Origin of the sequence: Nocardia speluncae NBRC 108251 (assembly GCF_001613245.1) — a bacterium.
Classification (GTDB): domain Bacteria; phylum Actinomycetota; class Actinomycetes; order Mycobacteriales; family Mycobacteriaceae; genus Nocardia; species Nocardia speluncae.
On the sequence record NZ_BDBZ01000036.1, the window covers coordinates 65,004 to 81,341 of the forward strand.

15 protein-coding genes are annotated in these 16,338 nt (G+C 66.9%); 13 read left to right on the forward strand and 2 right to left on the reverse strand.

The window, feature by feature from the left end; translation table 11 throughout:
* From NS6_RS26785 to NS6_RS26805, 5 genes are all read left to right on the forward strand, one after another.
* The gene (locus tag NS6_RS26785; RefSeq protein ID WP_068047229.1) at positions 1 to 1,035 is read left to right on the forward strand and encodes an MCE family protein; all 1,035 of its coding nucleotides are present in this window, start codon (positions 1 to 3) and stop codon (positions 1,033 to 1,035) included.
* The gene (locus tag NS6_RS26790; RefSeq protein WP_068047231.1) at positions 1,032 to 2,279 is read left to right on the forward strand and encodes an MCE family protein; all 1,248 of its coding nucleotides are present in this window, start codon (positions 1,032 to 1,034) and stop codon (positions 2,277 to 2,279) included. Before NS6_RS26785 ends, NS6_RS26790 begins: the two co-directional genes overlap by 4 nt.
* A 4-nt stretch (positions 2,280 to 2,283) precedes the next feature.
* Complete coding sequence (locus NS6_RS26795) at positions 2,284 to 3,546, forward strand: MCE family protein (RefSeq protein ID WP_068047233.1); 1,263 nt, start codon at positions 2,284 to 2,286, stop codon at positions 3,544 to 3,546.
* Between the two features lie 2 nt (positions 3,547 to 3,548).
* Positions 3,549 to 5,000: an MCE family protein gene (locus NS6_RS26800; RefSeq protein WP_068047732.1), complete on the forward strand. Its 1,452-nt coding sequence runs from the start codon at positions 3,549 to 3,551 to the stop codon at positions 4,998 to 5,000.
* A gap of 417 nt (positions 5,001 to 5,417) precedes the next feature.
* Positions 5,418 to 6,419: a hypothetical protein gene (locus tag NS6_RS26805; RefSeq protein WP_157112965.1), complete on the forward strand. Its 1,002-nt coding sequence runs from the start codon at positions 5,418 to 5,420 to the stop codon at positions 6,417 to 6,419.
* A 52-nt stretch (positions 6,420 to 6,471) separates the two neighbouring features.
* On the opposite strand, the gene NS6_RS26810 is transcribed toward NS6_RS26805, so the two are convergent.
* Positions 6,472 to 7,647 carry an acyl-CoA dehydrogenase family protein gene (locus tag NS6_RS26810; RefSeq protein ID WP_068047237.1) on the reverse strand — a complete coding sequence of 392 codons (1,176 nt, stop codon included), beginning with the start codon at positions 7,645 to 7,647 and terminating at the stop codon, positions 6,472 to 6,474.
* A gap of 186 nt (positions 7,648 to 7,833) precedes the next feature.
* Here NS6_RS26810 and NS6_RS26815 point away from each other — a divergent pair, with 186 nt between their 5' ends.
* The 7 genes from NS6_RS26815 (at position 7,834) to NS6_RS26845 (ending at position 13,709) form a co-directional block, all read left to right on the forward strand.
* Positions 7,834 to 8,493 carry a TetR/AcrR family transcriptional regulator gene (locus tag NS6_RS26815; protein ID WP_068047734.1) on the forward strand — a complete coding sequence of 220 codons (660 nt, stop codon included), beginning with the start codon at positions 7,834 to 7,836 and terminating at the stop codon, positions 8,491 to 8,493.
* A 133-nt stretch (positions 8,494 to 8,626) separates the two neighbouring features.
* Entirely contained in the window at positions 8,627 to 10,129 is a 1,503-nt protein-coding gene (locus NS6_RS26820) for a class I adenylate-forming enzyme family protein (RefSeq protein WP_068047251.1), read from the forward strand.
* 26 nt (positions 10,130 to 10,155) lie between these two features.
* Positions 10,156 to 10,461 (forward strand): hypothetical protein, encoded by a 306-nt coding sequence (locus NS6_RS26825; protein ID WP_068047253.1) that lies wholly within the window; start codon positions 10,156 to 10,158, stop codon positions 10,459 to 10,461.
* A gap of 20 nt (positions 10,462 to 10,481) precedes the next feature.
* A complete protein-coding gene (locus NS6_RS26830; RefSeq protein ID WP_068047255.1) occupies positions 10,482 to 11,588 on the forward strand; it encodes an Rv1363c family protein in 1,107 nt (368 codons plus the stop codon).
* Positions 11,585 to 12,094, forward strand: a complete 510-nt coding sequence (locus tag NS6_RS26835; protein ID WP_068047257.1) for a twin-arginine translocation pathway signal — start codon at positions 11,585 to 11,587, stop codon at positions 12,092 to 12,094. Before NS6_RS26830 ends, NS6_RS26835 begins: the two co-directional genes overlap by 4 nt.
* Positions 12,064 to 12,306, forward strand: coding sequence for a hypothetical protein (locus tag NS6_RS26840; protein ID WP_068047260.1), 243 nt, complete (start codon positions 12,064 to 12,066; stop codon positions 12,304 to 12,306). Before NS6_RS26835 ends, NS6_RS26840 begins: the two co-directional genes overlap by 31 nt.
* A gap of 233 nt (positions 12,307 to 12,539) precedes the next feature.
* Positions 12,540 to 13,709 carry a macrolide family glycosyltransferase gene (locus NS6_RS26845; RefSeq protein ID WP_068047264.1) on the forward strand — a complete coding sequence of 390 codons (1,170 nt, stop codon included), beginning with the start codon at positions 12,540 to 12,542 and terminating at the stop codon, positions 13,707 to 13,709.
* Between the two features lie 36 nt (positions 13,710 to 13,745).
* On the opposite strand, the gene NS6_RS26850 is transcribed toward NS6_RS26845, so the two are convergent.
* Positions 13,746 to 14,699, reverse strand: coding sequence for a TetR/AcrR family transcriptional regulator C-terminal domain-containing protein (locus NS6_RS26850; protein ID WP_068047266.1), 954 nt, complete (start codon positions 14,697 to 14,699; stop codon positions 13,746 to 13,748).
* Positions 14,700 to 14,933: 234 nt separating this feature from the next.
* On the opposite strand from NS6_RS26850, the gene NS6_RS26855 reads away from it, so the two are divergent.
* Entirely contained in the window at positions 14,934 to 16,253 is a 1,320-nt protein-coding gene (locus NS6_RS26855) for a carotenoid oxygenase family protein (protein WP_210746825.1), read from the forward strand.
* The last annotated feature ends 85 nt before the right edge of the window (positions 16,254 to 16,338 follow it).

The window sequence follows — 16,338 nt, forward strand, 5'->3', positions numbered from 1 at the left end:
ATGTTTCGATACCGCGGAAAACACCTACTGCGGCACGGCCTGGTCGGGATCGTGCTCATTCTCTGCATCATCTCGCTGGGCCTGCAATCGCAGCAGGTGATTGCCTGGGGGACAGCGGTCCGCTACCAGGCGGTGTTCGAGGAAGCCGGCGGATTGGAGGCCGGCGACGAAGTTCATGTCTCGGGATTCAAGGTCGGCACCGTCACGGAGGTGGAGCTGGACCGCGGACAGGCGCGGGTGGTGTTCACCGCCGGCGATTCGGTCTCGCTCGGTGCGGACACCACCGCGCAGATAAAAACGGGATCGCTGCTGGGCAAACGGATCATGACGCTGGTCTCGCACGGTGACGAACGGCTGCGCCCCCTGGAGACGATCCCCGTCGAACGCACCTCTTCGCCGTACTCGCTCACCGACGCGCTCGGCGATCTGACCAGCACCAGCGCGGCTATGGACACCGATTCCCTCAACAGCTCACTGGATATGCTGTCCACCACGCTGGACGCGATCGCACCGCAACTCGGCCCGGCCTTCGACGGCCTGTCGGAGCTGTCGAAATCGATCAACAGCCGCAATACCGCACTCGGCGACCTGCTCACCGCCGCACAGGAGGTCACCGGGATCCTCGCCGATCGCAGCGGGCAGTTGAACACCATGCTGCTCAATGCGAACACCCTGGTCGGGGTGCTCGATGAGCGCCGCCGGGCGATCGCCACCCTGCTGGCCAATACGGCGGCCGTCGCCGATCAGCTCACGCAGCTGGTTGCCGACAACGAGGCCGAACTGGGACCCGCCCTCGACCGGTTGAACTCGGTGGCCGAAGTGCTGCAGCGCAATCGGGACAATATCGCCGAGGCGATTCCCGGTCTGGCGAAAACCTCGCTCACCCAGGGCGAAGCGGTCTCCGGCGGCCCGTTCTACAACGCCTACGTCGCCAACCTCATCCCGGCCCAATGGATCCGGCCGTTCGTCGACGCGGCGTTCGGTGGGTCGGTTCCGCAACCACAACCCGCACCGCAACCGGGGGCGCCACGATGAAGCGGACACTGATCATCCGGCTGGCCGCGGGGGCCTTGGCGGTCGTGGTGCTGGCCGCCGCGTTCGTGGTGGTGAACCGCACGCTGTTCGCGCCCGCCACCGTGCGCGCGATCTTCACCACCGCCACCGCGATCTACCCCGGCGACGATGTCCGTGTTTCGGGGGTGAAGGTCGGCACCATCGACGCCATCGAACCCCGCGGCGCCACCGTCGAAATGACGATGCATATCGACCGCGGTGTGGATATCCCGGCCGATGCCGGCGCGGTGATCGTCGCGCAGAGCCTGGTGGACTCCCGCTACGTCCAGCTCACCCCCGCCTATCGGGGCGAAGGCCCCGTCATGGCCGACGATACGGTGATTCCGCTGGAACGCACCGCGATCCCGGTCGAATGGGATCAGATCAAAACCCAGCTCACCAGGCTGGCCACCGAACTCGGGCCCGACGGCGACCAGACCTCCGGGCCGGCCGGGCGGTTCATCGGCAGCGCCGCCGACGCGCTCGCCGGTAACGGTGACAAACTGCGGCAGGTGCTGTCCCAGCTGTCGGGGGTCGGGCGAATCCTGGCCGACGGCAGCGGTGATATCGCGTCGACCATCGCGAACTTGCAGACCTTCGTCACCGCACTGCGCGACAGCAATGTGCAGATCGTGCAGTTCCAGAACCGGCTGGCGACCCTGACCAGTGTGCTGTCCGACAGCCGCTCCGATCTCGACGCGGCACTGGCCAATCTGTCCATCGCGGTGGGCGAGGTACAGCGGTTCGTCTCGGCGAACCGCGACAAGGCGGCCGAGCAGGTCGGGCGGTTGGCCGATGTCACCCAGAACCTGGTGAACAACCGCGGTGAACTCGAAGAACTACTGCATATCTTCCCGACCAGCCTGGCCAACTTCTACAACATCTACAACCCTGATACCGGCACCGAGGCAGGGGTTTTCGTGCTGAACAACTTCTCCAATCCGATCGAATTCGTTTGCGGCGGTATCGCCAGCGTGGAGAACATCGGCGCCGAGGAAGCGGCGCGAAAATGCCGCGACTACCTCGGGCCGGTCCTCGGGCTGTTGAACTTCAACTATCTGCCGGTCCCGGTGAATCCGGCCCTCGGGCCTTCGGCAGCCCCGGAGAATGTCATCTACAGCGAACCGCATCTGATTCCGCCGGCTCCTGCCGCCCCGGCCGCACCACCACGGACCAGCCTGCTCGTACCTTCGCTCGCCGACATCCTCTTCCCCGGCGGGCGGTGATCACATGGCGAAATCGGGACGCAGACAAAGAGTGCGCAACGCGGTGCTCGGTTGCGCGTGCATGGCGTTGACGGTCACCGGCTGCAACTGGGACGGCGTCAATTCGCTACCGCTGCCGGGTGCCACCGGCCGCGGGCCCGACGCCACCGTGCTGTACGTGGAGATGGCCGATGTCGGCACGCTGACACCGAATTCGCCGGTCCTGATCGACGATGTGGTGGTCGGCAGTATCGGCGATATCACGGTGGAGAACTGGCACGCCCTGGTGGAAGTGTCCATCCAGCCCGGTCAGGTGGTGCCGGCGAACGCGCAGGCCCGGGTCGGTCAGACGAGTCTGCTCGGTTCGATGCATCTGGCCCTGAATCCGCCCTCCGGGCAACCGCCGCAGGGACAGCTGGAGCCCGGGGCGCGGATCGAACTCGACGACACCGGCACCTACCCGTCGACGGAGCAGACGCTCGCCTCGCTGTCGGTGGTGGTCAACGGGGGCGGGCTCGGCCAGATCGGCGATATCGTCGGCAGCCTCGGCGCCGCCTTCGAAGGTCGTGAAACGAATATCCGGGCCCTGTTGGACCGCCTCGACGTCTTGCTGGGAACTCTCGACACCCAGCGCGCCGATATCGTCGCCACCATCGACGGGCTGAACCGGCTGGGCGGCACCTTCGCCGCCCAGCGCGATGTCCTCACCGAGGCCCTGCACAAGATCCCGCCCGCCCTGGACGTACTCATCGCCGAACGACCCGACCTGGTCACCGCGCTGGACCGGCTGCGCACCTTCAGCGATACCGCCAACGGGGTGCTGACCGCGGCGCACGACGATCTGCTCACCAACCTGCGCAACCTGGAACCCACGCTGAAGGCGCTCGCCGATGTGGGGCCGGATATCAACTCGGCGATCCAGTTCGCGACGGTGTTCCCGTATGGGCAATACCTGGTCGACAACGGGGTCCGGGGCGATTTCATCAACCTGTTCGCCACCGTGGACCTCACGATTCCCCGGTTGCGCCGGGAACTGTTGCTGGGCACGCCGTGGGGTGATCCGACCGCGGTCATCCAGGCCGCCGTCGGCGATCCGGGCTACGCCGAGCAAACCAGGAACCCGCTCGGTTTCGGCATCGCCCCGCCGCCGGCCGCAGCACCCGCCCCGTCTCCGCCGGCACCTGCCCCGGCTCCCGCGCCGCCGCCCGCCCCCGCCCCGCCGCCGGTGCCCGGCCTGCCGTTCCCGCTGCCGGAGCTACCCCGGATTCCCGGGATTGGAGGCGGCTGATGCTGCTGTCCCGTTTCGTCAAAGCCCAGCTGATCATCTTCAGTATTCTCTCGGTGATCGGGCTGGCGGTGATGTCGGTGATGTACATGCGCCTGCCGACCCTCGCCGGTGTCGGCACCATCGGTGTCACCGTGGACCTTCCGGAGGCCGGGGGCCTGTACCAGTTCGGCAATGTGACCTACCGGGGAATCCAGGTCGGCAAAGTCACCGGAGTAGACCTCGAGGGCGACGGTGTCCGCGCCACGCTCGCGATCGACGATTCGTACCGGATCCCCACCGACCTGACCGCCGAGGTGCGCAGTGTCTCGGCCGTCGGCGAACAGTACGTGGACCTGCTGCCGCGCACCGATTCCCCGCCCTACCTCTATGACGGCGCGACCATCGAACGCCGCGATACCGCGGTACCGCAGCCGGTGGGCCCGATGCTGGACAAACTCAGCGCCCTGGTGGACACGATCCCCAAGGACGATCTCCGGCGGCTCCTCGACGAGATGTTCGCCGGTGTCAACGGGGCGGGCTACGATCTCGATTCGCTGCTCACCTCCGCCGAGAAACTGACCGCCGAGATGAACGGCGTCGGCGATGCCACCAGAACCCTGGTACAGGACGCGCAACCGCTGCTCGACTCGCAGGTGCAGACGGCCGATGCGATCCGCATCTGGACCCGCGCCACCGCAGACGTCACCGGACAGCTGGTGGCCGACGACCCACAGATCCGCACCGTGCTGCATTCCGGACCGGCCTTCGCCGACGAGGTGTCCGCGCTGCTGGATTCGGTGGACCTGACACTGCCCGTCCTGCTGTCCAACCTGACCTCGGTCGGGCAGCTCGGCGTCACCTACAACGCCGGCCTCGAACAGCTACTGGTTCTGCTTCCGCCCGTGGTTTCGCTGGTCCAGGCCGTCCAGCCGACCAAGAACGCATCCGGGCTGGGTATCGGTGACTTCCGGGTGAGCGGCGTCTCCGACCCGCCGGCCTGCACCGTCGGCTTCCTCCCACCCTCGGAATGGCGGTCCCCGCAGGATGTCACCACCATCGACACCCCCGACAACCTGTACTGCAAACTGCCGCAGGACCATCCGGTCGCGGTCCGCGGTGCCCGCAATATCCCCTGCGCCCACGACCCGGCCAAACGCGCCCCGACCGCAGCCATCTGCAACAGCGACCAGGGGTATGTACCGGTCGGCCCGGAACAGCCGGTCGTCGGGCCGTATCCCCGCGATCCGGAGCTGGAAGAACAAGGCATCCCGCCGGATTCGCGTTTCGACCCGCCCCCGCCCGCCGATGCGCCCGCCGCCGCCACTACACCAGCTCCCGGTGCCGCTCCAGCCGTCGCGTACGCCCAGTACGACCCGCGCACCGGCGAATACCTCGCACCGGACGGTCAGCTGCACCGCCAGACGGACCTGGTGGCAGACAGCCACAGCAGCTGGGAGGAAATGCTCCCGCATTGAGCCTCGTCTGCTGCCACCTCAGCAACTGGAAAGCTGAGTGAGGGCGTGCTGGTTCTCGTGGCTGTGCCACGGCTTGTCGTCGGCGCGGCGTTCAGTTGCGCCTGAACTGTCCGCGGGACTTCCAGGTCCAACTCGGTGACGTAATCACGCTCGCCTTTCGCGAACACTTCGCCCGGTACAGCACTCGCCAGCAATGCAGCCCCTTCCGCGACCGCGGCGCGGGCAATCGTCAGCAGATCGGGGAGTTCGCTCACGTACCGAGATCCTTTCCTCGTGTCCAGGCATCATCGAAGACGCTCGGTGGCGTAGGTCTCTGCACGCCCTCGATACTCTGAACATATTGTCGGGGAGGACAATTCGGTAACAGTCCGGACCGATAACGCCGACATCCGGGCTCCGTTACTGCACAGTTGGTGGATGGCGGGAGATCCAGAAGAACACACCGCAACGCTGGCAATGCCGATAGCGCGTCTGATGACAACCGACCCGCCGGAGTACGTGCACGCCGAGGACATACCGACTCGCAAAGAGGCGTGGGGCGGAGCGCTGTGCTGTCGCTACTGTGCTGCGGTGGTCCATGCGGTGGATACCACGCCCAAAGAGCGGTCGCGGCCGTGCCGCCCGCATTTTCGGCGCCAGGGCACACTGAAAGCGGGCGTGGGCAACCCGCATGCCCAGGGGTGCCCCTACGATAAACCTGCACAGATCCAGGTGCTTCTGGACAGCAGTGCAGGTGCACTGGTACGCGAGCGTCGTCGGTCCGGGCCCCCGCGGTACCGGCTGGTGGTTCCCGAAGCCTTCGGCCCCGCTACCTCGCGGCAGAACCGCGCCGGTGTCCAGGTTGTCGCCGAGCGGCTCACCACTGTACTCAACACTGCCGCCAAGATTGCCGCACTGATCGAGAGCTATGCGGCGCACGGCGTCGACCCGAATGTCGAGTGGTACGCCGAATGTCGCGGCAAACGGGTCGAGTGGCTGAACTTCCTCTACTCTCCGCAACGCACCTGGGTCCTGCGGAAACGGTTGGAGGTGGAGCGGTCCGGGCTGACGCATCCGGTTGCTGTGCTCTTCGCTCCTTACACACTCGAGGTGCCGTGGCCGGAACGGATCGGCTTCTGGCGCCGGTCCGGCGTCGGCTACCGGGCGGCGGCCTACCCGCTGAGGCCGGAGTCCGGGCTGCGGATGACCGAAGAACTTGTCGTGGTCGGCGAACGCCAACTCGTCGAGAGTGTTTTCGCGGCGGGACCGGACAGATACCACATCGGCTACGGCATGTGGAAGCTCGATTCGCCCGCCCGGCGTGGGTTGTCGCGTCTGACATTGCGCATGGACAATGCCAGCCAAGTGGCGCCTGTCGCTGCCGATATCAGTGCAGCCGCGGGGTCGAGATGGCGATTCCGGGGTCCAGCACAGTCTTGAATGGGCGAGTAGAAGGCGTCGCCCGGTATTGCGGTGGGGCGGCGTAGGCGGGTCAGCTGCGGGGCAGGCCGAGGATGCGCTGGGCGATGATATTGCGCTGGATCTCGGAGGTGCCGCCCGCGATGGTCCCGGAGAAACTGCGCAGATATCGTTCGAACCAGCTCGGTGCGTGGTCTTCCAGATTGAGCAGGCTGTGCCGGGAGGTGACGGCGGGATGTTCGAGTCCGCCGGCGCCGGCGGCGTCGAGGGCGGCTTCCAGGCCGCGCTGCACGCTTTCGGAACCGAGCAGTTTCAGCACCGAGAGGGCGGCGACATCCGCTTCGCCGCGTGCTTCTTTGGCCAGCGCCGTCGAACCGAGCAATTCGAGGGCCTGTAGATCCATGACCACGGTGGCGAAACGGTCGATATCGAGTTCGGTGCGCGGCCGGAAATCCTGCACCAGCATGCGCAGGCGCTGCGCGAAACTCATCCACAGCAGGGTGCGTTCGTGGCCGAGCGAGCCGGTGGCCACCGTCCAGCCCCGGTTCAGTTCGCCGACCAGATTCTCCACCGGTACCCGGGCGTCTTCGAAGAAGACCTCGTTGAAGTCCAGGTCGTCGCCGGCGCAGGCCGAGGCGAACGGGCGGCGGCGGACGCCGGGGGTATCGGTGGGGATCAGTAGCACCGAGATGCCCTTGTGTTTGGGGGCGTCCGGGTCGGTGCGGACGAAGGTGAGGACGACATCGGAGTCGTGGGCGCCCGAGGTCCAGACCTTCTGGCCGTTGACGACGAAATGGTCGCCGTCGCGGACGGCGCGGGTCCGCAGGCCGGCCAGATCCGAACCGGCGCCGGGTTCGCTCATTCCGAGGGCGGCGGGCATTTCCCCGCGCAGGATCGGTACGGCCCAGCGTTGTTGCTGTTCAGGGGTGCCGAAGGTGATGAGGGAGGCGGCGATGATGCCCTGCCCCTGCGGGTTACAACTTTCGTAGATCTTGCGCCGGCCGAGTTCCTCACGGTGTACGTACTGTTGCAGAACCGTGGCATTGCGACCGCCGAATTCGGGCGGGTATCCGGGGACCAGCCAGCCGTGGTCGAACTGCGTGCTCTGCCAGGCGCGTGACCATGTGGGCACGTGGGAGCTCGACTGCGGGCGCTCGGTGGCGACCGCCTCGGGCGGCAGATGCTCGTCGAGGAACGCGATGAACTCGGTGCGGAAGTTTTCCACGTCCTCGTCGAAAGTCAGCTGCACTGTGTACCTCCTTTAGCCAAATATGAGAATATCATTCTCGTAACCGGATATTCTAGTTTCCGCGGTTGGTGGCCGGTCCGGGCGATGCCGTCCACTCCGGTGGCTCCCGCCGCGGCACGAGTGAGCGGCCGGCCGGTGTGGAATCGCGCGGGCCGGCCGGCGGATACGGCAATCGGAGGTACGGCCATGCGGAGTACCGGTAGCGGGCTGACCCTGCAGCAGCGGATCGATGCGCGTTCGGTGCGCACCACCAAGCTGTTCGGCAGTGCGCAGGTGCAGCGCTTCCTGGATGCGGCGCGCGCGCTGATCACCCAGCGGGGCAGTACCGATTTCACCATGCACGAGGTGGTCGACGAGGCGGGTCAATCGCTGCGCAGCTTCTATCTGCTCTTCGACGGTAAGCACGAATTGCTGCTGGCCCTCTACGAGGAGGCTATCGCCAAGGTGGCCGGTCAGATCCGCGAAGCCACCGGAAACGATGCCGATCCGCTGAACAAGCTGCGCACGGCGGTGGAACTGCTGTTCGAGTTCTGCCGGCCCGATCCCGGCGCGCATCGGCCGCTGTTCACCGAATTCGCGCCGCAGTTGCTTATGTCGGATCCGATCGAGATCCAGGTCGCACACGCATCGCTGTTCGAACTGCTCGCGGATCTGGTGGGTGCCGCCGACGTCGCGGGATACCTGCGTGCGGGGACGCGTCCGCGGCGGCTCGCGGCCATGACGCTGCAGACGGTGATGTTCGTGGCGCAGGGGGCCCGGTCCGATGACGGTGCCCATCCGATCACCGCGGCGGAGGTGTGGAACCTGTGCGCGTTCGGTGCGCTGAGCACGGGTGTCCGTAGGTGAGTGTGGTGCGAACCGGGTGGTTGGTCGATACCGGCTCCCAGGCAGCGGATATGATATTCTCGGTTTTCGAGAATATCGATATCACCACAGCCGGGGAGCCGGATTGCGGCGCCCGGATTCAGGAAGTAGGCGTATGAGTATTTCGCTACTGCTGGATATGGCGGCCTCGAACAATCCCGACCGGGCGGCCGTCGTATCGGGCGAATCGCGGTGGACCGGCGCCGAACTGGACGCCCTGGCCCACGGGGGAGCGGGCGCGATCGCCACCTCGGGGGCCCGCAGTGTCGCATACGTGGGTACCGGCGGAGCGCTCCTGCCGCTGCTGATCTTCGCCTCGGCCCGAGCCGGAGTGCCGTTCACGCCGCTGAACTACCGCCTCGGTGGCGGCAAACTCGCCGAACTGATCCACCGGCTCGACGCGCCCCTGGTGATCCACGACGACGCCTACACCGACGCCGTGACCGGCACCGCCGAACGGCTGTGGGATTCGGCGCGCTTCCTGGCAGCCGCGCGCGACGCCGAACCGGCCGGAGCCGAACCCGACCCCGATGCGCCCGCCGTCGTCCTGTTCACCTCCGGGACCACCTCGCAGCCCAAAGCGGTCGAACTTTCGCACAACAACCTGGTCAGCTATATCACCGGCACGGTAGAGTTCGCCTCCGCCGCGGACGACGACGTTTCGCTGATCTGCGTCCCGCCGTATCACGTTGCCGGGGTGAGTGCCGCACTGTCGAATCTCTACGCCGGCCGCACAATGGTCTACCTGCGCAGTTTCGACCCACGCGAATGGATCCGGCTCGTCGAGACCGAACGGGTCACTACCGCGACGGTGGTTCCGACCATGCTCGACCGGATCGTCCGTGCGTTGAAAGCCACCGGACCGGGGCTGCCGACCCTGCGCACGCTGGCCTACGGTGGCTCCAAAGTCGCGCTGCCACTGGTGCGGACCGCGCTGGAGCTGCTGCCGGAAGTCGGATTCGTCAATGCCTACGGGCTCACCGAAACCAGTTCGACCATCGCGGTTCTCGGCCCCGACGACCACCGGGCGGCGCTCGCCTCCGGCGACGAAAAGGTTGCGCGGCGGCTCGGTTCGGTCGGGCAACCGGTACCGGGAATCGAGGTGCAGATCCGCGACGACAGCGGTGCGGTCCTGCCGGCCGAGGTCGCCGGGGAACTGTTCGTCCGCGGTCCACAGGTATCCGGGCGGTACACCGGGGTCGGTTCGGTACTCGACGATGAGGGCTGGTTCCCGACCAAGGACCGTGCCGTACTCGATGCCGACGGCTACCTGTTCATCCACGGCCGCAGCGACGACACCATCATTCGCGGCGGTGAGAACATCGCCCCCGCCGAAATCGAGGACGTGCTGGTGGAACATCCGGCCGTGCACGATTGCGCGGTCGTGGGCGTCGAGGACGCCGAATGGGGGCAGATCATCGTCGCGGTCGTGGTCCCCGCCGAACCCGGCCGGAACCCGGACCCCGAAGAGTTGCGCGGCTATGTCCGCTCCGGACTACGCGGTTCCCGCACCCCCGACCGCGTGGTGTTCCGGCCCGAACTACCCGCCACCGCGACCGGGAAGATCCTGCGGCGCGAACTCGTCGCCGAACTGACCCGCGAAACCGCCGGCGCGTAGCCGCCGCACGCGAAAGGAAGCAGATCATGGCCAAAACCGGGACCCGGCTACGCAGTCAGGTGTGTACTACCGAAGTGATCATCGTCCGGGCCGCCGACAGCCTCGACGATCTGCGGGCGGGCGGAGCACCGATGGTGCCCATCGAGGGCGGCGCCGCCCCCTCGGATAGTGGTCCGCAGGAAGGTTTCGCCGCCGGCAACCTGATCGGTAAACGCTACGTCGACGACCAGGGCGCAGAGGTCCTGGTGACCAAGGCGGGTGCCGGCACCCTCAGCGTGGGGACCACACCGCTGACCATCAAGGAAGCAAAGCCGCTGCCCGCAAGCGACTGAGAATGATCGAGGTGGGATAGATGCCCGAAACCGCCACCGACCCGCTGATCCTGGCGGCCGAACACGCCGATGCCGAGGCTGCGGCGGCGGAAGCCGAGGCGCTGGCGGCGCAGGCGACCGCGACCGCGGCCCGGGCTCGGGCCCGCGCCGCGAAATTGCGCCGCGAGGCGGGAGAACACCGTGCCGCGGCAGCTGATGGGGAGTCCGGCACAGCCGGCGGCGCCGCGGTGCCGGGGGCATCGGACCCTGCGCCCACCGCGAACACTACGGACACGGTTGCGGATGACTCCGTACACGCCGCCGCATCGGGCCTCGCGGCGGCGACCTCCGGGTCGACGACAGCGGCCCTGTCGAAAAATCCTGGTACGGAGCCCACGGCCACGCACGAGGAGGCCGCTTCGAGTGTGAGCCCGTCCGCGGATACGTCGGAAGCGGCCGAGCCCGAAGGCAGCACCGCTACGGCTTCCGCCGGCGATACGTCGGAAAACGCTGGTTCCGGCAGCGATGCTGCGACGGGTTCCGGTTCGCGCGGCGGTGCTTCGAAAGGCTCTGATTCCGGCGCCGTCACGAAGACCCGCGCCTCGAAGGGCGTGGGAAAGGTCGCGGCCGCGGGGCGACGGGTGAAATCGGCGACGGTGCGGCGGCCGAGTGGCCGGATGGCTGCCCGGGTACTGGTGGCGGTGATCGTGCTCGTCTCCCTGGTGGCCGGCGGGTACTCGATGTGGAACCACCAGCAGATCGCCGCCGGCCAGGCGCGGGAGGACGAGTTCCTCAATGCCGCCCGGGAAGGTGTTATCGCACTCACCACGCTGGATTCCGGGCGCGCCACCGATGATGTGAAACGAGTCCTGGACCATTCCACGGGTGCTTTCCGCACCGATTTCCAGACCAGGTCGGAGGATTTCACCAAGGTCGTGGAGCAGTCCGAGGTCGCCACCCAGGGCGAGATCACCGCGGCCGCGGTCGAATCCATGACCGATGAATCCGCGGTTGTGCTGGTGTCGGCGGTCTCCCGGGTCACCAATACGGCGGGAGCGGAGCAGGAACCACGGGTGTGGCGGCTCAGCGTCACCGTTACCCGCGTGGGGCCGGAGTCGAAGATGTCGAAAGTGGAGTTCGTGCCGTGAGAATCCCCAATGTCGTCCGTACGGTCCGCCGGTCTCCGGAACCGGTTCTGCTCGCCTTGCTGGCCGTAGTGGCGGTGGCTCTCGCCGCCGCGCTGCTGATCTTCCAGTACCGGCCCGATTCCCGCGGTGACGCGGCGAAGAACGAAGTGCTCTCCGCCGCGACCGAGGGCACCGTCGCCTTGCTCTCGTATTCCCCCGAATCGCTGGACCGGGATTTCGCCTCCGCCAAATCCCGGATGACCGGTGATTTCCTCACCTACTACACCCAGTTCACCGAAAAGGTCATCGCGCCCGCCGCGAAGGAGAAATCGGTGAAAACCTCCGCGAGCGTCGTGCGCTCGGCGGTCGCCGAAATACATCCCGATTCGGCGGTCGCGCTGCTGTTCATCAACCAGTCCACCACCAGCGCCGAGAAACCTGATCCGGCACTGGCCGCCAGTAGCGTCCGGGTGACGCTGTCGAAGGTAGAAGACTCATGGCTGATCTCGTCGTTCGATCCCGTCTGAACACCGCCGGCCCGGGCCGCGCGGCCCGGGTCCGGCCCGAGGCGCCGGTACTCGTCACGGTCTACCCGGTGCTCGACTACTTCTCGGTCTGCCCGCGCTGCGGCTACACCGCCGAAGCGTCGACCACCGTACGCACCTTCGCCGACGGCACGGCCGACAGCGAAACGCATATCAGCTGCGGAATGCCCTGCGGCCGGCAGGAAACGCGCTGATCTATCAGAGCACATCATCGCCGGCCACGAACCCGCCGGGCTCCACACAGTGAGTCAGGTGTAGCTGTCCCTGAAGCCGGCTTTCGCGCCGCCGCGCGCCGCCAGAGACGCTGAACCGGCCACCCACCGTCCTGCGGGAAAACTCGGTGGCGTGCCACGGTTGCCATCCGGTAGAAGTGACGGTCGACCGTCGGCGCAGGACTCGGCCGGCCGCTACCCGATGAGGAGTTCCGATGAGCCACGTGCTGATGTCCACTGCGGCAGCACACGGACACGTTCACCCCAATCTCCCGGTGATGGCAGAGCTCGTTTCTCGTGGTCATCGCGTCACCTATCCCATCCCGGATCGATTCGCGGATGCGGTGGCATCGACCGGCGCCACGGTCCTGCCGATCCACACCGATCTGCCCGATCCCGCCCGGGGGGAGCAGTGGCCCGAAGGGGGTGTGGAGGCCATGCGCTTGTTCTCGAACGAGGCACGTAGCGCGTATGCGCAGATCACCGCGGCGATGGCCGGTGATCTGCCCGATATCGTCTGCTATGACGGCAGCGGCTGGGCCGGGCATGCGCTGTCTCGCGTCCATCACCTCCCGCGGGTCGAGCTTGCTCCGCATATGGTCGCCTGGGACACCTTCGAGGAGGATTTCGCCGAGGCCTACGCGTTCCTCGACGAACCGGTAGGGCTTGCGTGGCAGGCGGAGATGGATATGTGGCTCCACACGATCGGGGTCGATATGGGCAACAAGGAGTTCCTCGGGCCGCCGGACCGTTCCGTGGTGTTGATACCGGAGGCGATGCAACCCCACCGCGACCGGGTCGAATCGGGGCGCTACACATTTGTGGGGCCGGTGATCGACGACCGCTCGCACCAAGGCAGATGGCCGGTGCCGGACGGGCCGTTACTGCTCGTCTCGCTGGGCTCGGCCTACAACGACCGTCCGGTGTTCTGGCGGGATTGCCTCGCAGCGATGCACGGCACCGGATGGACTTCGGTACTCGCGGTAGGACCCCATGTGGATCCGGCCGACCTGGGCGAAATCCCCGGTGACGTCATTGTGCGGGAATGGGTGCCGCAGCTGGCGATACTCGAACATGCGACGGTGTTCGTCACGCATGCCGGCATGGGGGGCTGCTCGGAAGGACTCTGGCACGGTGTTCCGATGGTCGCGGTGCCGCAGGCAGCCGACCAGTTCGTCAACGGACCTCGGCTCGCCGAGCTGGGCGTCGGTGAGCATCTTCCGGCCGAGAACGTCACGCCGGAATCGCTGCGTGCCGCAGTGCTGCGGGTCTCCTCATCGCAGGACATTGCTCGCAACTGTGCCGAACAGCGGGCGGTAGCCCGCGCCGCAGGCGGTGCCGCGGCGGCTGCCGACGTGATCGAATCGCTTATCGACCGGGGCTGATTCGATTTCGCGCCTGCGCCATGTCCCGGCGCACAGCTACGCTCGGTGCTGCCGGCCGATTTGTACCGAGACCCCGTCCAGCAGGAGTCGCAGCCCGGCCTCGAAGAACGCGGTCAGGTCGAATTCCAGGCGGTCGTCGAGCTGGGGCGCGCCGGAGAGCTCGGCACGAAAGGCCGGTAGGTGGAGGTCGTACCACTGGTCGGGTGTGAGCCCCGTGTGCTGCTCCATGGCGTGCTGGGTTTCCAGGTTGGTGGCCGTTCCCTGGACGTGATTGACCACCGCCCACCACACGGTTCGCGCCGCCGCAGGGTCGAGCCCACAGACGTGTACGACGCTCATGCCCCAGCTGCCGAACTCGAGCATGTTGGGCGACGGCTCCGGGTGGGTGAGCGACGTGATCCGGGTCAACCAGGGGTGGTTCACGTAGAGGCGCCACAGGAGACGTGCTGCCAGTTCCAGCCTGGCCCGCCAGCTTGCCGGGGGCTCCTGTGGCAGTTCCAGTTCACCGAACACGGTGTCGGCCATGAGCGCTGCCAGCTCCTGTTTGCCGCGTATGAGACCGTACAGCGACATGGTGGGTATGCCGAGCGAGGCAGCGATGCCGCGCATCGAGACCGCTTCGAAACCGTGCGCGTCCGCGAGGGTGATCGCGGCGCGCACGATCCGTTCTCGCTCCGAGTTGCGGTCTTTCACCGCCGCCGTACTCGGCGCCCGAACTGTTCGGCCTGCGTGGCCGGCCCGGGGCTCGGGCCGGGGGAGTGCGGGCGGTCCGGCCACAACAAATCCGATTCGCGGTACGGCCACCACCCGCCCTCGTCGGCGAAGTGTGTCCAGGGCCTTGGTTGCGGTAGCGGTGGCCACGCCCCATTGCGCGGCGACCTGCCTGATGGAGGGCACCCGGTCGCCTTGCCGGAACGCGCCCGTGTCGATGCGATGCTCGATCTCCCGTGCGATCCGCAGGTACGGGGGCTTGTTCCCGGATCGGCGCATGTTCGACCGCCTCCTGCTCCTGTACTAGGACAGTTGCGCCGCGATCGCCACTGTCTCATATCTCGGTATCAACGCAGGTAAATGGCTGTTTATCTGCGCTAGCGCATCGGACTGGACAGGGCTTCGCCTGGCCGGATACGGCGTACCGTTCGGGACAGCATACAGCGTCGATATCGGAGGGAAATGGGAGATATGGTCCACAACGATCGTTACCGGGAGGGAGCATTCGCTCCCGTGAAAGACGAAGTCACGGCCTATGACCTGCCCGTGACCGGCCGTCTGCCCACCGACCTCGACGGCCGTTACCTACGGGTCGGGCCCAACCCGCTGGGCATCGAGGTTCCCGATACGCACTTCTGGGCCTTCGGTGCAGGCATGGTGCACGGGGTACGTATCCGTGGCGGACGGGCCGAGTGGTACCGCAACCGCTGGGTCCGCTCGGCGGAGGTTTCCGGCGCATTGGACAGGATGCGGCGCGGGCTGGAGCCGCCCGCGTTCCTACCACCCTCCCCGAATATTCACGTGCTCCGTCATGCCGGGAGAACTGTGGCACTGACGGAGGCCGGCGGGCTGCCGCATGAGCTCGGCCACGAACTCGACACGCTCGGGGAGTTCCCCTTGGCCGCCACACCGGAAGGATCCAGCGCCAACGCGCATTCGAAGGTCGACCCGCGCACTGGTGACCTGCATTCGGTGGCGTACGTACTGGGACGTCCCTTCGCACAGTATGTCGTCACCGATTCGGCGGGAGCGATCACCCGGACCGCCGATATAGCGTTGCCCGGTGCTCTGCCGTTCCTGCACGATTTCGCGCTGTCGGAGAACTTCGTAGTCGTCTTCGACATTCCACTGATCTTCGATATGGATGCGATGCGTTTCCGCTGGGACGCAACGCATCAGGCTCAGGTGGGCGTACTGCCGCGAGCCGGCGGGCCGGTCCGCTGGTTTCCGGTGGAATCGTATTACCTCAGCCATGTCCTCAACGCCTATGACGACGGCTCGACCATCACCGTGGACCTGATTGCCGCCGAGGGGCCGGTGGATGTCGCCGACCCCGGTGCCATCGAGCCCAGGCTCGACCGCTGGACGATCGACCTGCGCACCGGCAGGTTGGACCAGCAGTGCACGGACGACCGCGCCCAGGACTTCCCGCGGGTGAACGACGCCTACGCTTCTCGCCCATATCGCTATGGCTACTCGGCGGTGAGTCCCGTATATGGTCTGCGGGCCGGCTCCGACGGTCCGCGATCCGGCAAAGCGCCGATCAATGTGCTGATAAAGCACGACCTACTGAGGGGCACAGCAGAAGAGCACAGGTTCGGGAACGACGCCGCCGTCGGCGAAGCCGCTTTCGCCGCAGACCCGGGCGGCAACCGGAACGAGGACGCCGGCTACCTGATGGCCTATGTCGCCGACCCCGATAGAGGCGCCTCGGATCTGGTGATTCTTTCTGCCCAGGACTTCGCCGGGCCGCCCGTGGCCCGGATCCACCTGCCGGTCCGCGTGCCACTCGGATTCCACGGCAACTGGATTCCGGAGACGACGGCCACCTGAGGCGGCGAGCGGTCCGGAGCCCGGATAGCCGGCCGGGTGATCGCCGCCGAGTTCGAGGGGAGGACAGTTCGTCCGCTCACCCGGG